18 protein-coding genes are annotated in these 16042 nt (G+C 71.2%); 4 read left to right on the top strand and 14 right to left on the bottom strand.

Translation table 11 applies throughout. The annotated features are described in order from the left end of the window. Window positions 1–40: 40 nt before the first annotated feature. The 3 genes from Sru01_RS31905 to Sru01_RS31895 all read right to left on the bottom strand — a co-directional run bounded on the left by Sru01_RS31905 (window position 41) and on the right by Sru01_RS31895 (window position 1743). Window positions 41–406 (bottom strand): cupin domain-containing protein, encoded by a 366-nt coding sequence (locus Sru01_RS31905; protein WP_203993638.1) that lies wholly within the window; start codon window positions 404–406, stop codon window positions 41–43. A 3-nt stretch (window positions 407–409) separates the two neighbouring features. Further along, window positions 410–997: a TetR/AcrR family transcriptional regulator gene (locus Sru01_RS31900; protein ID WP_239137919.1), complete on the bottom strand. Its 588-nt coding sequence runs from the start codon at window positions 995–997 to the stop codon at window positions 410–412. A gap of 170 nt (window positions 998–1167) precedes the next feature. After that, window positions 1168–1743, bottom strand: coding sequence for a TetR/AcrR family transcriptional regulator (locus tag Sru01_RS31895; RefSeq protein WP_203993632.1), 576 nt, complete (start codon window positions 1741–1743; stop codon window positions 1168–1170). Window positions 1744–1873: 130 nt separating this feature from the next. Here Sru01_RS31895 and Sru01_RS31890 point away from each other — a divergent pair, with 130 nt between their 5' ends. Then, window positions 1874–2278 (top strand): nuclear transport factor 2 family protein, encoded by a 405-nt coding sequence (locus tag Sru01_RS31890; protein WP_239137918.1) that lies wholly within the window; start codon window positions 1874–1876, stop codon window positions 2276–2278. 107 nt (window positions 2279–2385) lie between these two features. Here the strand turns inward: Sru01_RS31890 and Sru01_RS31885 are convergent, their stop codons facing one another. The 6 genes from Sru01_RS31885 to Sru01_RS31860 form a co-directional block, all read right to left on the bottom strand. Next, the gene (locus Sru01_RS31885) at window positions 2386–3141 is read right to left on the bottom strand and encodes a GntR family transcriptional regulator (RefSeq protein ID WP_203993626.1); all 756 of its coding nucleotides are present in this window, start codon (window positions 3139–3141) and stop codon (window positions 2386–2388) included. After that, a complete protein-coding gene (gene trpA / locus Sru01_RS31880) occupies window positions 3138–3956 on the bottom strand; it encodes a tryptophan synthase subunit alpha (RefSeq protein WP_203993623.1) in 819 nt (272 codons plus the stop codon). Before trpA ends, Sru01_RS31885 begins: the two co-directional genes overlap by 4 nt. Next, complete coding sequence (gene trpB, locus Sru01_RS31875) at window positions 3953–5158, bottom strand: tryptophan synthase subunit beta (RefSeq protein ID WP_203993620.1); 1206 nt, start codon at window positions 5156–5158, stop codon at window positions 3953–3955. Before trpB ends, trpA begins: the two co-directional genes overlap by 4 nt. A 179-nt stretch (window positions 5159–5337) precedes the next feature. Then, window positions 5338–6507: an epoxide hydrolase family protein gene (locus Sru01_RS31870; protein WP_239137917.1), complete on the bottom strand. Its 1170-nt coding sequence runs from the start codon at window positions 6505–6507 to the stop codon at window positions 5338–5340. Beyond that, the gene (locus tag Sru01_RS31865; RefSeq protein ID WP_203993618.1) at window positions 6504–6938 is read right to left on the bottom strand and encodes a hypothetical protein; all 435 of its coding nucleotides are present in this window, start codon (window positions 6936–6938) and stop codon (window positions 6504–6506) included. The genes Sru01_RS31870 and Sru01_RS31865 overlap by 4 nt, the downstream gene beginning before the upstream one ends. 71 nt (window positions 6939–7009) lie before the next feature. Continuing rightward, window positions 7010–7345, bottom strand: coding sequence for a winged helix-turn-helix transcriptional regulator (locus Sru01_RS31860; RefSeq protein ID WP_203993616.1), 336 nt, complete (start codon window positions 7343–7345; stop codon window positions 7010–7012). A gap of 63 nt (window positions 7346–7408) precedes the next feature. Between Sru01_RS31860 and Sru01_RS31855 the strand changes: the two genes are divergently transcribed. Then, entirely contained in the window at window positions 7409–8251 is an 843-nt protein-coding gene (locus Sru01_RS31855; RefSeq protein ID WP_203993614.1) for an SDR family oxidoreductase, read from the top strand. Window positions 8252–8424: 173 nt separating this feature from the next. Here Sru01_RS31855 and Sru01_RS31850 read toward each other — a convergent pair whose 3' ends face one another. Next, window positions 8425–9645 (bottom strand): right-handed parallel beta-helix repeat-containing protein, encoded by a 1221-nt coding sequence (locus Sru01_RS31850; RefSeq protein WP_203993612.1) that lies wholly within the window; start codon window positions 9643–9645, stop codon window positions 8425–8427. Between the two features lie 637 nt (window positions 9646–10282). Continuing rightward, window positions 10283–11050, bottom strand: a complete 768-nt coding sequence (locus Sru01_RS31845; protein ID WP_203993610.1) for an aminoglycoside adenylyltransferase domain-containing protein — start codon at window positions 11048–11050, stop codon at window positions 10283–10285. Window positions 11051–11848: 798 nt separating this feature from the next. Here Sru01_RS31845 and Sru01_RS31840 point away from each other — a divergent pair. Both Sru01_RS31840 and Sru01_RS31835 read left to right on the top strand, forming a co-directional pair. Beyond that, window positions 11849–13081 carry a coiled-coil domain-containing protein gene (locus tag Sru01_RS31840; RefSeq protein ID WP_239137916.1) on the top strand — a complete coding sequence of 411 codons (1233 nt, stop codon included), beginning with the start codon at window positions 11849–11851 and terminating at the stop codon, window positions 13079–13081. Window positions 13082–13103: 22 nt separating this feature from the next. Further along, on the top strand, window positions 13104–13322 hold the full coding sequence (locus Sru01_RS31835; RefSeq protein ID WP_203993607.1) for a hypothetical protein: 219 nt from the start codon (window positions 13104–13106) through the stop codon (window positions 13320–13322). Here the strand turns inward: Sru01_RS31835 and Sru01_RS31830 are convergent, their stop codons facing one another. From Sru01_RS31830 to Sru01_RS31820, 3 genes are read right to left on the bottom strand one after another with little or no spacing between them, the layout of a single operon-like run. Then, complete coding sequence (locus Sru01_RS31830; RefSeq protein WP_203993604.1) at window positions 13323–14069, bottom strand: glucose 1-dehydrogenase; 747 nt, start codon at window positions 14067–14069, stop codon at window positions 13323–13325. It abuts the gene before it with no gap. Further along, window positions 14066–15046 carry an alpha/beta hydrolase family protein gene (locus tag Sru01_RS31825; RefSeq protein ID WP_203993601.1) on the bottom strand — a complete coding sequence of 327 codons (981 nt, stop codon included), beginning with the start codon at window positions 15044–15046 and terminating at the stop codon, window positions 14066–14068. Before Sru01_RS31825 ends, Sru01_RS31830 begins: the two co-directional genes overlap by 4 nt. Further along, window positions 15043–15927: a zinc-binding dehydrogenase gene (locus Sru01_RS31820; protein ID WP_239137915.1), complete on the bottom strand. Its 885-nt coding sequence runs from the start codon at window positions 15925–15927 to the stop codon at window positions 15043–15045. The genes Sru01_RS31825 and Sru01_RS31820 overlap by 4 nt, the downstream gene beginning before the upstream one ends. Between the last annotated feature and the right edge of the window lie 115 nt (window positions 15928–16042).

The raw sequence follows: 16042 nt of genomic DNA, 5'->3' as shown, positions 1-16042 counted from the left end.
CTGCCGGCGCCCCGGTGCGGACGAGGTCCGGGGGCCGGCCTCAGTCGTCGGGGAACTCGAGTTCGGAGGTCTGGCCCGCGGCCAGCAGGAAGTAACCCAGGAACGTCACGCCGTCGTTCCCGGCGTCGAAGCGGGCGACGCGCACGCCCGCGGGCTCGTAGAACACGTCTCCGGACCCGAGGACGGTCGCCGCCGCGCCGTCGATCTGGTAGACCGCCGAACCGGTCTCGATGCTGCCGAAGACCGGGCCGTTGTGCACGTGCAGCCCGCTGGCCTGCCCGGGCGCGATGGTGATGCGCCGGACCTGCACCCGGTGGGTGCCGTGCGGGGCCGGCAGGGCCTGGTCCAGCACCAGGGCACGGGTGACCGGCGGGATGTCATCGGCGGGGTCGCGGGTGATACTCATGGCTCAGTGCCCTTCCTTCGGTCGTGGCCGGACGGTGTGCGCGCCGAGGAGCGCGAGGATGCCGCCGACCGCCTGGTCGAACGGTTCGGTGGTGCCCGCGGCCCGGGCCAGGACATATCCACCTTGCAGGGTGGCGACGATCGCGGCGGCGGTGGCGGCCGGGTCCAGGGTGGGTCGGAGTTCGCCGCGGTCGACGCCCTCCCGCACCACCGCGGCCAGCCGGGCGCGCAGCCACCCGAAGGTCTCCTCGAGCGGCGCCCGCAGGGCGGGGGTGACCATGACGTCGGGGTCCTGGGTCAGCCGGCCGATCGGGCAGCCGCGCAGAACGTCGCGTTCGCGGCGCAGGTAGGCGGTGACGCGGTCGATGGCGGTACCGGGCCCGGACAACAGCGCGTCGGCGGCGGCGCGCAGCTCGCCGGCGGTGCGGCGGATGGCGGCCTCCGCCAGGTCCTCCTTGCCGGCGAAGTGGTGGTACATGCTGCCCTGGCCGGCATCGGCCCGCTGCTGGATGGTCTTGGGGCTGGTGCCGACGTAGCCGCGTTCCCACAGCAGCGCGCGGGCGCTTTCGACCAGCCGTTCCCTGGCGTTCACCTCACCAGTGTACATACCGATAGGTACAGAGTTCCCCGATCGAGACTTGTTGGGGCGTGAGCAGCGGAAAGGCTCCACGTCTTCGAGCGCCGGGCGGCGGTCGAGAGCTGCGGCGGTCCCTGCCGTCTCGCGGCCGGCCCCGATGTCGCCAGGCGGACGAGCGGCCGCGGTCAGGGGTGCCGCAGGCCGGCGAAGACGATGGCGAGGGTGCGGCCGCGCAGGTCGGCGTCCCAGCCGCCGTGCAGCGCGCCCTGGCACTGGGCGGCGAGCAGCGCCATCACCTCGTCGGTCCGGACGCCGGGGCGTACCGCCCCGGCCGCCTGCGCCCGTTCCAGCAGCGTGGCGATCTGGTCGCGGAACGGGCCCACCGCGCCGGCCATCGGCAGGTCGGTGCCCGTCTCGGTGAGCGACTCGATGACGGTCTTCTGGTTCGCCGACTGCTCGACGAGCCGGGCGAAGAACGTGAACAGCGCCGTCGCGGGGTCACCGTCGGCGGCCAGCGCGGTCGCCTCCGCGGTGAGCCGGGCGAGCAGGTCCTTCATGATCGCCTGTAGCAGGTCCCGCTTGGTGGGGAAGTGACGGAACACGGTGCCGATCGCCACGCCCGCCCGTTCGGCGACCTGCTCGGTGGAGGCGGCCGGACCGTGCTCGGCGAACACCGCCCCGGCCGCGCCGAGGATCCGTTCGCGGTTCCGGCGGGCGTCCGCGCGCAGCGGGCGCGTCTCGCCCGCGGACGATGCGACCATGCTCGGCCTCCTTTGACAACCTGAGTCGTCACTCATGATAATAAGATGAGTATCAACTCATATTAATCTATGAAGGAGCCCGCCCATGCCCATCACCAGCGGCTCAGGACCCCGAGAGACGTTCGAACGCATGACACGGTGCTGGATCGACGGGGAGGACTTCGGTGACCTGCTCGCCGAGGACGTGGTGATCGAGACGCCGTTCGCCGCCCCCGGCCGGCCGGCCCGCTTCGCGGGCCGCGAGGAGTTCCTGACGGCCACGGCGGACGAACGGGCCACCTTCCCGGTGCGCTTCACGGGAGTGGACAACGTCGTCATCCACGACACCACCGACCCGCAGGTCGTCGTGGTGGAGTACGAGCTGCATGGCGTCGTCACCGCGACCGGCCGCCGCGCCGCCGCGCCGTTCATCGGCGTGCTGCGGGTCAGGGACGGCAAGGTCGTGCGGTGGCGGGAGTACCAGCACACCCTGGGCATCGCGCACGCGCTCGGACGCCTCCCGGACCTGGCCGCCGCGCTCGCCGGCTCCGGCTGAACGGCGCACGGTCCCGCCCGGGGCGACCGTCCGGAGGGAGGTATCGCCGGGACGGCCCGGGGGAGGGCCGCCGAGCCGGGGCGGCCGGCCGCGGCCGTGCCGAGGGCTCAGCTGGTGGCACCCCAGGTGACGGACAGGCCGGTGGCGGCGCGTTCGGTGCGGATCTCCATCATGCTGCCGAGGATGGTGGCATGGTCGGACACCACGGGCGTGGCGTCCAGGGTGTAGGTGATCCGGGTGCTGACGAGCACCGGGCTGCCCGGCGGCTCGTGCAGGTGGCGGGCGGCCGCCGGGTCGAGCAGGCCGGGCCGGACGACCTCCGACGCCCGGGCGACCGTCACCCCCGCGTCGGCGAGGGCCGTGTAGAGCGAGACGGCGGTGAAGTCGCGGTCGCGGATCCGGTCGGCCACCGGCCGGCGGACCCAGGACACCTGGTGGACGGCTGGACGGCCGGCGAACTCACGGACCCGCTCCAGCCGCAGGGCGGTCTCCCCGGGGGGCAGCCGCAGCGCCGCGGCGATCCGGGCGGGGGCCCGGCGCACCGCCCGGCCGGCCACCGCGGTGCGCACGTCGTGCCCCTGCTTGCGCAGGTCGTCGACCAGGCTACGCAGCGAATCGAGCTGGTAGGCCAGATGCGGCGGTGCGACGAACGTACCCCGGCCGGGCCGCTGCACGATCAGCTTCTCGTCGCTGAGCTCCCGCAACGCCTGGCGCAACGTCATGAGGGTCACCCCGTAGGAGGCGCTCAGTTCCCGCTGCGGCGGCAGGGCCGCACCGGGGGCATAGTGTCCCGACCGGATCTTGGCGGCGAGGTCGGCGGCGATGGCGCGGTATCTCGCCTCGTGCCCGGCGTCGGGGGTCATGGTGGTGGGTCACACTCCTGGTCGAGGGCCTGCCGCAGGGTCGTGAGGTAGGCCCGCAGGTCGTCCGGCCCGGCGCCGTCGCGCACCCGCCGCATGACCGCGGCGCCGACCACCACGCCGTCGGCGTGCCGGCGGGCCTCGCGTGCCTGGTCCGGGGTGGAGATGCCGAATCCTAGCAACACCGGCCGGTCGGTGACCTGCCTGATCCGCCCGGTGAGCTCGGCCGCCGACGCGGCGAGGGCGGCCCGCTCGCCGGTGGTGCCCATCAGCGACACCGCGTAGACGAACCCGCGGCTGCGAGCGGCGATCTCCGCCAGCCGATCCTGCGGCGTGACCGGCGACGCCAGCAGGACCAGTTCGACCCCGGCGCCGGCGGCCACCTCCGCCAGCTCGTCCGCCTCGTGCACCGGCAGGTCCGCCACGATCAGGCCGTCGACACCGGCCCGGCGCAGCGCGGCGCAGAACGCCTCGGGACCGTCGTGCAGCACCAGGTTGTAGTAGGTGCTGGCCACCAGCGGCACCCCGAGGTCCGGCAGGCCGGAAAGGCCGGCCAAGATCCGGCGGGTGCTCGCTCCCCGCGCCAGTGCGACTTCACTGGACTGCTGGATGGTGACGCCGTCCAGCGTGGGGTCGGAGAAGGGCAGGCCGATCTCGATCGCGTCCGCCCCCGCGGCGGCGAACGCCCGCAGGTGATCCGTCCAGCCGGGGGTGACGCCGCCGGTGAGGTAGGGCATGAGCAGGCCGCGGCCGGCGTCCCGGCGGGCACGCAGATGGAGCTCGACCGCACCCGCGGCCAGGGTGGTCGGCTCGGTCACAGCAGCTCCTTGAAGGTCGCGACGTCCTTGTCGCCCCGGCCGGACAACGTCATCAGCACCGTCGATCCGGCGGGCAGCTCGCCGCCGCCCGCCGCGCGGATCACCCAGGCGAGGGCGTGCGCCGACTCCAGCGCCGGGACGATGCCTTCGGTGCGGGCCAGCCGGACCGCAGCGCCGACCGCCTCCTCGTCGGTCACCGTCACGTAGCGGGCCCGGCCCAGGTCGCGCAGGTGGGCGTGCTCGGGGCCGACACCGGGGTAGTCGAGCCCGGCGGCGATGGAGCGCGCCTCGACGATCTGGCCGTCGCCGTCCTGCAGGAACAGCGAGCGGCAGCCGTGCAGGACGCCGACCCGGCCGCGGGCCGCCCCGGCGCCGCCCGCCGCCTCGACGCCGACCAGCCGGGCGGTGGTGTCGGCGAACCCGGCGAACGTGCCGGCCGCGTTGGATCCGCCGCCGACGCACGCGACCACCAGGTCCGGCACGCCGGTCCGCAGCTCGGCGGCGAACTGCCCGCGGGCCTCGTCGCCGATGACCCGCTGGAACTCCTTGACCATCCACGGATAGGGGTCCGGCCCGATGACCGAGCCGATGCAGTAGTGGGAGTCGGCGGTCATGCCCACCCAGTGCCGCATCGCCTCGCTGGTCGCGTCCTTGAGGGTACGGCTACCCGAGGTCACCGGGACCACCTCGGCGCCCAGCATGCGCATCCGGAAGACGTTCAGCGACTGCCGCTCGATGTCGCGCTCGCCCATGAACACGGTGGCGTCCAGGCCGAGCAGCGCGGCGGCGGTCGCGGTGGCCACCCCGTGCTGGCCCGCCCCGGTCTCAGCGATCAGCCGGCGCCGTCCCATCCGGGTGGCCAGCAGGGCCTGGCCCAGCACGTTGTTGATTTTGTGGGACCCGGTGTGAGTGAGGTCCTCCCGCTTGAGGTACAGCCGCACGCCCAGCGCCTCCGACAGCCGGCGGGCCGGGGTCAGCGGGGTGGGCCGCCCGGCGTGCTCGGCGAGCAGCCCGGCCAGGGTGCCGCGGAATCCGGGATCCCGCCAGGCCTCCCGGAACGCCTCCTCCACCTCGCGGCACGCCTGCACCAGCGACTCCGGCGCGTACCGTCCGCCGTAGTCGCCGAACCGGCCCCGGGCCCCCGGTTCGCCCATCGTCCCGCCGGGCGGGGCCGGCGGGTGCCACGTCCGCGCATCTCGCATTCCATGCTCCCATCGCTCTATAACTCAATAGAGAGTTCTATAACGCTGAGTGTGGCACGGGACCGGGCCGGTGCGCCACCACCGGTACACGGCGCCGCCGGCGCTCCCGGACGGCGCCCGCCCCCGGAGCGGGATGCCGGCCGGGCCGGCATCCCGAGTACGGCCGGTGAGGTTCCGGTTCACGGCCCCGGCCGGAACGGGCGGAAGAAGGCGCGGACGTCGTCGACGAACAGGTCCGGTTCCTCCATCGCGGCGAAATGTCCCCCTCGATCGAACTCCGACCAGTGGACGATGTTGTCGGTGCGCTCGGCGAGCCGCCGGACCGGACGGGCGACGTCACCGGCGAAGACCGCCACCCCGGTGGGCGTCGTACGGGGCTCGGTGCGCGGCGGACGGGTGGCGTGGGCGTCCTCCCAATAGTGCCGGGCGGACGATCCGGCCGTCGCGGTGAGCCAGTAGAGCATCACGTTGGTCAGCAGCCGGTCGCGGGAGATCGCCTCTTCGGGGGTCCCGGAGCAGTCCGTCCACTCCTTGAACTTCTCGGTGATCCAGGCGAGCTGCCCGACCGGAGAGTCGGTGAGTCCGTAGGCCAGCGTCTGCGGGCGGGTGCCCTGAATCTGTGCATAGCCCGACATCTCCGGTACGGCGCTCATGAACTGATCAAGCCGTTCCCGGTCCTCGTCGGTGAGCTCCGCGGCCTCGGCCGGGTCCGCGGGCGGAAGCGTCAGCAGGGTGTTGAGGTGGATCGCCGCGACGCGGCCGGCGTCGATGACGGCCAGTTCCCGGGTGATCGCGTGCCCCCAGTCGCCGCCCTGGGCGCCGTAGCGGCGGTAGCCCAGGCGCCTCATCAGCTCCGCCCAGGCGCCGGCCACCCGCGGTACGTCCCAGCCGCCCTCCCGGGTGGGACCGGAGAGCCCGTATCCCGGGATGGACGGGATGACCAGGTGGAAGGCGTCCGCCAGGTCGCCGCCGTGCGCCGCGGGATCAGCCAGCGGCTCGATGACGTCGAGGAACTCGACGACCGAACCCGGCCAGCCGTGGGTGATCAGCAGGGGCAGCGCATCGGACCGCGGCGAGCGGACGTGCAGGAAATGCACATTGGCGCCGTCGATGGTGGTGGTGAACTGCGGAAAGCGGTTGAGCAGCGCCTCCTGGGCCCGCCAGTCATAGGTGGTGCGCCAGTACTCGGCCAGTTCCTTGAGGTAGACGGCCGGCACCCCCTGCGACCAGTCGCCGACCGGGTCGTCGGGCCACCTGGTGGCGGCCAGACGGGCGGCCAGGTCGTCCAGCTCCCGCTGGGGGACGTCCAGGATGAAGGGCCGCATCGCAGCCTGGTCGATCCCGCTCATTCGGCGGCCTCCTGATCTTCGGGCCGGCCCGCCAGGGCGCGGGCGGCCGCCACCTCGTCGCCGTCCCAGCCCCAGTGCCCTTCGGCCTGCTGCCGGCCCTGCTCGTCGATCCAGCGCTGGTGCGCCTCCCAGGCGGACTGCTTGGTGGTGCCCACCGCGGCACCGATCTGCGACCACGAGGCTCCGGCCCGGCGGGCCGATCGCACGGTGAGCTGGCGCCCGTAGGCCGCCTTCCGGGCGATCACCTCGCTCAGCGCGAGAAGCTCCAGCGCCTCCTCCCGGGTCAGCGGCCGCGTGTCGTCCATCGGCGGGGACGCGGGATCGTCCTCCTCGGCCGGGGCGGCGAGGGCCTCCCGGGTGCGCAGCGCGTCATGGCGCGCGGCCGCGCTCAGCAGCGTGAATTGTCGTTCGAGATCGTCCGGAGTGAACATGCCGCGAGTATTGCGTCAGGCCGACCTGACGTCAAGCTGTCCTGACGCTGATCGAGATGACTAAACGCGTATCAGATGGTGACCTCCGTCCCGGGATCCGGCACCGCCATGGCCCAGGTCCCCATGGCCTCCAGGACGTCACGCAGCCCCGCGCCGAGAGGCGTGAGCTCGTACTCGACGCGTGGCGGGATCTCCGCGTATGTGGTGCGCGTCACGATGCCGTGCCGCTCGAATTGGCGCAGCCTGCTGGTCAGGGTGTGCGGGCTGATGCCGGGTAGCGCGTCGCGCAGCTCGGTGAAGCGGTGGGGACCGCGTAGTAATTCGCGCACGATCAGGGTGGCCCATGGACCGTTGAGCAGGACGAGGAATCGAGCGACACCGCACTCGGGAAGCGAGGAATCGGTCACATTCTCGATCTTACCCATTAGTGCAGTTGATGTAACTGGTGCATCCTATGCACTAATTGGGGGATGACCTACGTGATTCACGGCGCCACCGGCGCCCAGGGTTCTCCCGTCGTCGCCGCCCTCGCCGCCGCGGGTAAGCCGGTGACCGCTCTGACCCGCGACCCCGATGCCGTCGTGGACGGCGCGCGCGTGGCGGCCGCCCGATACTCCTCCCCGGAAGAACTGGCCGAGGCGTACCGGAATGCCGGCGCGGTGTTCGTCCATCTGCCGGTAGCCGCCGAAGAAGACCGGCAGACCTACGCGCGCAACATCGTCGCCGCCCTCCGCGAGGCCCGACCGGCCCGCGTGGTGTTCTCCACCAGCGGTCACCCCATCGACCCCGGCATCGGTGGCGCGGCCGCGATGCTGGTCAGCGGCCTGGCGGACGTGGGGGTGTCCCACGCGGTGATCGAGCCCACGCTGTACCTGGAGAACCTGCTCATGCCCTTCGTCATCGACGCGGTCCGACAGCGGGGCGCGCTGCCCTACCCGATCCGCGCCGACTTCCCCGTCTCCTGGGCGTCGCACCTGGACGTCGCCGACGTCGCCGTCGCCCTGCTCGATCGCCCGGACATCACCGGCGTGGTCTCCGTCGGCCAGTACCCGGCGATCACCGGACCGGACCTGGCCGAGGCGTTCGGCGCCCACTTCGGCAAGAACGTGGTCTTCGAGCAGATCACCCCCGAGCAGATGCGCACCTCCATCGCACCTCTGATCGGCGAGGGCGCTGCCGCCGACGTGGCCGGGATCTACGCGGCCATGAGCATGCTCCCGGACCGCTCGATCGCGCCGGAGAACTCCGCCCAGAAGCTGCTCGGTGTCACCCCCCGCTCCATCGGGCAGTGGCTGGCCGACATCGGCCGCTGACGGTGACCGCTGCCCGCCTACCGGCCTCGGCCGAATCCGGCAGGCAGGACGTGTTGCGTCGATCGAGTCAAGAGGCGGGCGAGGTCGTCTCACCCGGCGGGCGTACCGCGCGCCGGGTCCTCCATCAAAGACGGCGGGACGGCGCCCCGCGCGGGCGCCGTCCCGAAGGTCGATCAGTATCCGCTGGTCAGGCGCACGCCGCTGCCGACGGTGCGCTTCGTGCCCATGTCGTCGATGAGGTTGCCGCTGGAGACGATGGACATCCCGTCGCCGTCGCCCTTCTTGAAGAGCATCCCGGTCTCGCGCCTGCCGTTGTGCCCGAGGATGGCGTTCCCGGTCACCGCGGCGTGCCCGGTGCCGTAGTTGACCCCGTCGAGGGCGAGGTAGACGTAGTCGGCCTTTTTCGGGCGTGCCTCGACGAAGACACGGGTGCGCACGGGCGGCGCCATGCCGTACTTATGCGCCCGGCTGTACGTGGCGAGTTCGTCCGGCGGCGGGAGGAACCGGTGGATCCGGTTGTTGGAGATTGTGGTGGTCGCCTCGCCTTGCAGGTCGCAGCGGACGCCGTAATAAGTATTGTCCGGGGTGCCCTCCGACCCGAAGTCCTCGATGTAGTTGTTCTCGATGGAGGTCCCGAAGCATCGGTGGGCGTCGATCGCGTGCTTGGGCGTGCCGTACAGGTGCAGCTCGCTGAACGTCCACCCGGCCGCGTTCTCGGTCTCGATGGCGCTTCCGTCGTTGAAGCCGACCCATGAGCGCTGAAACGTCCAGTCGGTGACGGAGTTGCCCGGGTCGACGACCCGCAGCCCCGAGCCGCCCGAGCCCTCGATGTCGACGTCGCTGATGATGCTGTTGACCATCGTGTTCTGCAGCAGGGTGCCGTTCTTGGACGGGTTGCTGATGCGGATGCCGTCGGAGGGCGCGCCGAAGATGTCGACGTCGTAGATCCGGGCGTTCCACGACCGCAGCATGAGCCCGACGGTGCCGGTGTTGTTGTCCCGGTTGCCGTCGAGCATGATCCGCTCGACGCGGACCGTGTCCCCGCTGAACTCGCTGTCGGTCACCCACGACGCCGACGCCAGCATGGCGGGCAGGTTCGCCCCGTCCGCCTGCTTGATCATCGTTCCCTCCTTCCCGTCGCCTCGGTACGTGCGGCGGTCGAGCAGGCTGATCGTCGCGTTGATCAGGCACGGCCCTTTGAAGACGACCTCGTCGCCGTCCTTGGACGCGTCGATCGCGGCCTGCATGAGCGCGGCGTCCCCCGCCGTGTTGGCACAGGTGACGTCCACCCGAGTGGCCGAGGCCGGCAGCGTCGGCATCGCCACCGCGATGCCGGTGGCGGCCAGCGCCACGGCCATGGCTCCTGTCACCTGGCGCAGTCGTAATTTACGCATGACATGTCCCCTCCGAAATCCGCTGATTGGTACAGGGCGCCATGAAGTTCATACAGATCCCCGTTTATGCACCCTTTCGGGCCATCATTCCAGATGGATGGATCTTCCAGTGATCAGTGGCACATCCGCCGCTCATCGTGCGGCATTCTCTTACTCGCCACCCCGGCGAGGGCCCTTAAAACGGAAAACGACACCATGAGATGACATTTCTCCGACGCTTCAGTCCGGCTCAGAACTGATCGCGTCCCATCCGAGTCGCCGAAGAATCGAACCGGCCGGCTGTCGTCGTTGACCGACCGAAATTGGCGAAGACCCACCGTCCGCCACGATGACGGCGCGGAGCCGATCCAGGCCGGACAATCCGATTGCCGCAAGGCCGCTCCCTGTCCGCTCAGGGGTCATGGAACGCCACCGACGCCGCTCACCGCCCGGCTGTCCTGTCTCCGCGAAGCTGGCGCATGGCATGTTCCTCGACTTGGGAGACGCCAACTTCAGTGAGACATGAAGTGATCGTCGTCTCATTGAAGTTGGCGCACAGCGCTGAATTGCGAACTGGCGTCTCGCCGAAGCTGAAGTTTGATCATGGAACGGTCGACTGGTGGGTGACCCTCAACGTGCACGGACCGGCGGTCGCGATTCACGTGATGTCTCCGACGGGCTTGCGGCCGCCCACCAGCCGGTCAATCGCCGGCCCGAGAAAGGCGAGCGTCGATTCGGCTCGGCGGGCAAGCCACTGTTGCTCGGCTGATCCCGGATTGCCGTAGCGGCGCTGCCGGATGTCCTCGACGACCTCGGCGGGTGCGTGCAGTTCCTGTAGCACGTCGAGAGCCTCGCGCTTGCTGATCAGCTTTCCGGTGCGGAGCGTCACCGTCGCCCTGGCCAGGGTCAAGAGGCCGAGATCCACCCAGATATCCCGGAGCCACCACTCGGGATGGTCCAGCGATGGCCGCCAGAAGTTCTTCAGATCATGCAGGATGAAGTCTGTGAGCTGATCTTCGGTGACCGGTGGGAGGATCGCCTCCGGTGGCTCGCCATACAAGACGAGCCCGAACTCGTGCAGCTCTCGCCTGGTAACCGGGGTGATCGGGCGGCGCTGAAGCTCCTCGTGCGCCCATGCCAGATGTGAGCGTGCGGGGTCGGCCACCTCAGCGGTGGGGAGATAGGCGCAATGCAGTTTCGCCGCGAGCGGGAAGCCCCTGGCCAGGGTCTCGTGCACTTCAGTGAGACGTTGCTCTTCCTGGGCGGTGCAGGGGCGGCCGAGCACAGCGACCAGGTCGAGATCGCTGCGGGTTGGCTGGTAGTCGCCGCCCGCGAGCGATCCGTGTGCCCACATCGAGACCAACGGCACGGCCGGTTGTACGGCGGCGATGAAGTTGTTAAGAAGGCGTGCGGTGGTGTCGGTCATGTGGCCGGCCTCTTTTCTGATGGTCCGTCAGGCGAGGCGGAAGGGAGAGGAACAGTTCTCGAAGCAATCGTGATGCCCACGCATGCCGGGCCTCTGGTGTCCTGTCTCATTGAAGCGCTGGAATGCGAACTGGTGTCTCACTGAAGCTGCAGATTGATTATGGAATGGTCGCCCGGTGGGCGGCCCTCGATGTGCGCGGACGGGTCGTCGGCGGGAGGCTGACTGCCAGTGGCGGCCTAGTGGTGGTAGAGCACCGGCAGCCGATCACCCACCCGCTGCGCGGTCCGCAGCAGCGGGGCAGGTGAGGCGAAGGCCGCACCCGCCGTGCCACGCCTGCTCATCCACGAACACCACCTGCAATCCCGACTCCACCGACCGGGCAGCCGATATGCCCGCCATCCGTCTCCCCAAAGCCACCGATCACCGCGATCACGGACATATGGGGACGGATTATAGCGATCACATGATCTGTACGGGTGGCGGTTTCCTCAACTCACGCCAGCGCCGGTGAGACATCCGCTCCTCATGCGCCACCTTTCTGAGACACCCAATCTCCGCCGGCCCGCCGCCACGCCAACCGGTGAGACGGTTCCATGGACGGCGCCAGCTCCGGTGAGACGCACGCCAGTTCTCGTGAGACAGGACACTGGCCGCTCGTCCTCGGTCGCAGCGCCTGGCCGCGGCATCGTAACTTGCGGGAACTGCACTTCTCGGTAGTTACCTTCCTGGGACACCACGCAACGGATCACTTTTTCTGATTTCTAATTTCTAGAAATTAAAAAATGCTAGGATGACCGGGTGACGAGTACGGAGCAGAGCGCAGGCCCGGACGCCGGTCAATCCGCCGCCGAAGGACGGGCGGCGCACCCGGCGGCGCGGGGCGTCGAACGAGTGGTGGCCTGCAAGCACTGCGGCGCGGCGATCGACCGCCGCGCCGGGCGGGGCAGGCCCAAGGAATACTGCCCGCAGGGCGACTGCCAGGCCGCCGCCAAGCGCGAACGTGAACTGCGCCGGGCCACCCCAGGGCTGGAGGGCGCGCTCGCCCGGGCCGAAGACCTCTACGAGCGCATGGAGAAGGGCCTGGCCGGCGCGATCTCGCCGCTGGCCGAGGTGCTCGCCCAGGAACTCAGTCCGGCCGGAGTCGAGGCCCGGCTCAGCGCCGTGCAGGCCGAGGCGCACACCCGGGTCGCCATCGCCCGCACCGAGCGCGAGCAGGCGTTCGAGCAGGTGCGGCAGGCCCGGGAGGCCGCCGAGCACGCCCGGGGCGAGCGCGACGAGATGCGCCGGCGGGTCCAGGAGGCGAACGCCGAGCGGGAGACCGCGCTGTCGGACGCCGAGACCGCCCGCGAGCAGGCCCTGGCCGCGCTGCGCGAGGCGGCCGGCACCGAGCGCCGGGCCCGCCAGGCGGCCGAGGAGGCGGCCCGGCGCGCCCAGCGCGCCGAAGCCGACCGCGACCGGGCCGTGCACGAGATGACCGAGCGCGTCGAGGCCGCGGCCACCGAGGCGGCGCAGGCCCGCGCAGGCCGCGAGCAGGCCGAGCGGCTCGCCGAGCAGGCACGGGCCGAGCGGGACGCCGCGCGCACCAAGGCCGAACTGGCCCGCCGGGCCCGGGTGGAGTCCGAGCAGGCCGCCGCGGCGGCCATCGCCCGCGCCCAGGCCGCCGACGCCGAGCGTGGCCGGGCGCAGTCCCGCGCCGAGGCGGCCGAACAGGACCGGGCCGCCTCGGTGGCCGAGGCCGCGCGCGCGACGGCCGACGCCGAGCAGGCCGCCGCCCGGGCCGCCCAGGCCGAACACGACGCCGCCACGCGCGTCCGGACCGCAGAAAGTGCCACGGCCCGCGCGCGCAAGGCCGAGCAGGCCGCCGCCGCCGACCGCGGCCGGCTGGCCGCCCTCCTCGACATCGAGCGGGCCCGGGTCGCCGACCTGCGCGCCCAGGTGGAGACGCTGCGCGCCGAATCGGCCCAGCTGCGCGAGCGCGCCGTCACCGCCGAACTCCGCGCCGCCCAACCCCCCGCCGCCGGGTCACCATGATCCGCATCCTCACCTACTGCGGATGGCCCTGATCACCGTCGAGCAGGTTCGGGCGAAGCTGCTGGGCTTCGAGACGACTTGCCGCAAGCCGTCGTGGCCCTGGTGCGGGCGCCCCGGGGGGCGGCCGGTTAACCAGGATGTCCGACGCACAGGCGGCGGAGCGGGCCTGCCGGTGCCGCGGAACGTCGGCGCGGCCGACTTCGTCAAGGGAACGGGGGATCCCTACGATGGCCGGTGGTGATCAGGCAAGGATCGCGTTCACCAGGCCGCCATCGATGACCAGGTCCTGACCATTGATGTAGGACGCCTCATGGGAGGCGAGAAACGCCACTGCTGTGGCGATCTCCTCCGGTCGGCCGAACCTCCCTGCCGCGATACGACCGGTGATGGCCGCGGCCTCCGTCTCGCCCAACGCCGCGGCAGGATACATCGGTGTGTCGATATATCCGGGACTGATTGAGTTGACGCGGATGGCGCGAGGCGCGAGGTCCGCCGCAAGGGTGCGGGCCAGGTTGTGCACGGCCGCCTTGGTGGCCGAGTACAGCGTGAGGACGCCGTTGCCGCGGTGCAGGGTCCAGGAGGCGTTGATGACAATGGAGCCGTTCTCTGCGATCAGCGGCGATGCCTTCTGGATCGTGAAGAACACGCCTTTGACGTTCACGTCGACGGTTTGATCGAAGTCGGTCTCGGTGATGTCGGCGAAGGGTATGAAGGCGCCCACTCCAGCGTTGGCGAAGACGACGTCCAGCCTGCCGAATCGCGTGCTGATCGCGTTCATCAGGGCGTCCAGAGCCTGGAGATCGGCCGTGTCCGCCACCACGCCGAGAGCGCGCGGGCCGAGCACGGCGGTGGCCTGGTCAACGCGTTGCGGGGTGCGGCCGGTGATGATCACGTGGGCGCCCTCGGCTATGAGGCGGTGTGCGGTGGCCAGTCCCATGCCGCTCGTGCCGCCGGTGATCAGGGCGGTCTTGCCGGTGAAGCGTGTCATGCGAGTGCTCCAGAGATCCAGTCGGCGGCCTCGGCCAGCCAGTCGGGGCGGGCGTTGCCGAGCAGGTGGTCGCCGTGTGGCAGGGACAGGTAGCGCCCGTTCGGTGCCAGCCGGGCCAGCGGTTCACCGTTGGTCACCCCCGGGATGACGTCCTGGCCGCCGTCGATGACCAGCAGCGGGCAGGTGATCTGCGGGGCGAGAGCGGACAGATCCACCTGGGCGGCGAAGCGACGGGCCGCTCGTTGGCCACCGGCCCGCTGGATGAGGAGGTCCTGCACGGGAGATGGCAGGAGGTCCCAGTGCAGCCGGAAGGGACCGCTGATGGTGACGGCGGCCGCGACACGGCCCTCCCGGGCGGCGCTTTCCGCGACGTAGTAACCACCGAGGCTGAGCCCGACGAGTCCCACGTTCCGCGGGCGGAGCGCGTCGATGACCTGGCCGATCACATTGTGGTAGTCGGCGCGGACGGTGCTGGTGGCGGCGAGCGTGCCCTGTCCCGGCCCGTCCATGGCGAACACGGCCAGGCCCCGGCGCAGCAGGGCGGTGACCACGTCGTGGAACTCCTCCTTGCCGGAGTCCAGCCCGGGCACCACCACGACCGTCGCGGCGGCATCGGCGGGGCCGCGCAACCAGCCGGTGAAGCTCGGCCCTTCGATCCGGCGTGCCCGCGGTTCCAGCAACTCCAGCGCGCGCCCCATGGCGCTGTCGGCCTCGTCCGCCGCGAGCGCGCTCTGGCGGTTCGGACCCAGCGTGGCGAAGTGGAACCAGCGCGCCGCCGCCCGGAGGTGCTCGCCCGTGGAGATCGTCGTGGCCGCCCGCTCGGCGCGCGCCACGTACTCGCGTGCGGCGCGCATGAAGGCCTCGCCCCACTGGTCCAGGTCCGTCAGCTCACCGGTGACGCGCAGGTACTCGTGCGGGTCCAGCCCGGCTCCGGTGGCGCGCGACAGGTTGGCGGCGGCGAAGTCCGCGGCGGTCATCGCGATGCTCCGATCGTCAGGACGGCCTTGCCGCGGATCCGGCGTTCCCGCAGGTCGACCAGTACGTCGGAGGTTCGACTCCAGTCAGCGGTGCGGCCGACCTCCGGATGCAGCCGGCCGCCGGCCGCCAGACGTACCAGGGTGACCAGGTCAGGGCCGTACGGCGGGCCCGCATAGTGGAAGTGCCGGATCACGGCGTTCTGCGGGCCGGCCAGCAGGTCGAAGAAGTTCACCGTGGCGGGGGTACGACTGGCCTGCCCGAACCACACCAGCAGGCCGTCCGGCACCAGCCGGTCCAGCGCGGCCGGGAGCGCGTCGCCTCCGGTGGACTCCAGCACCACGTCGAACAGCCCGTCCGTCTCGTCCACGCCGTGCACGATCGCCCCAGCGCCCAGCTCGCGCAGGCGCGCGCCGCGCTCTGCCGTGGCGGTCACCGCGGTCACCTCCGCACCGGCCGCGGCGGCGAGCTCGGTCAGGTAATGGCCCACTCCGCCGGACGCGCCGGTCAGCAGCACTCGCCGGCCTGTCACGGCGCCGGCCGCGCGAAGCAGCCGTAGCGCGGTGATCCCGGCCAAGGGCAGGGACGCCGCCTGCACGGTGGTGAGCCCGTCGGGCAGCACGGCGATCGAGTGGGTGGGCACCGCCGCGTACTCGGCCCAGCCGCCCATGGGTGGGTGGCCCACCACCCTGCTGCCGGCCGGCGGGCCCGAGCCGTCGGCGGCGGCCTGCACGACCAGGCCGGCGACGTCCTTGCCCGGCAGCAGACCGGGCTCCGGCGCCTCCAGCAGGAACGTCTCTCCGCGGTTCGGAGAGAAGGCCTCCACCCTGATCAGCACTTCGTCCGGGGCGGGCACCGGTTGAGCGGCCTCGGTGAAAGCCACCGGCCGCGACGCATCTCCCGTAGGGATCAATCTACGCATGCGGCTATGAAACCGGTGAGCCGCTCGGCTGAGCCAACAACGAACGCGATGAACCTACAACCGTAGGTTGTCTCCT

The organism is Sphaerisporangium rufum, assembly GCF_016863395.1.
Lineage (GTDB): Bacteria > Actinomycetota > Actinomycetes > Streptosporangiales > Streptosporangiaceae > Sphaerisporangium > Sphaerisporangium rufum.
The sequence above is the reverse complement of the archived record's forward strand: the minus strand, read 5'-3'. Positions and strand labels throughout refer to the sequence as shown.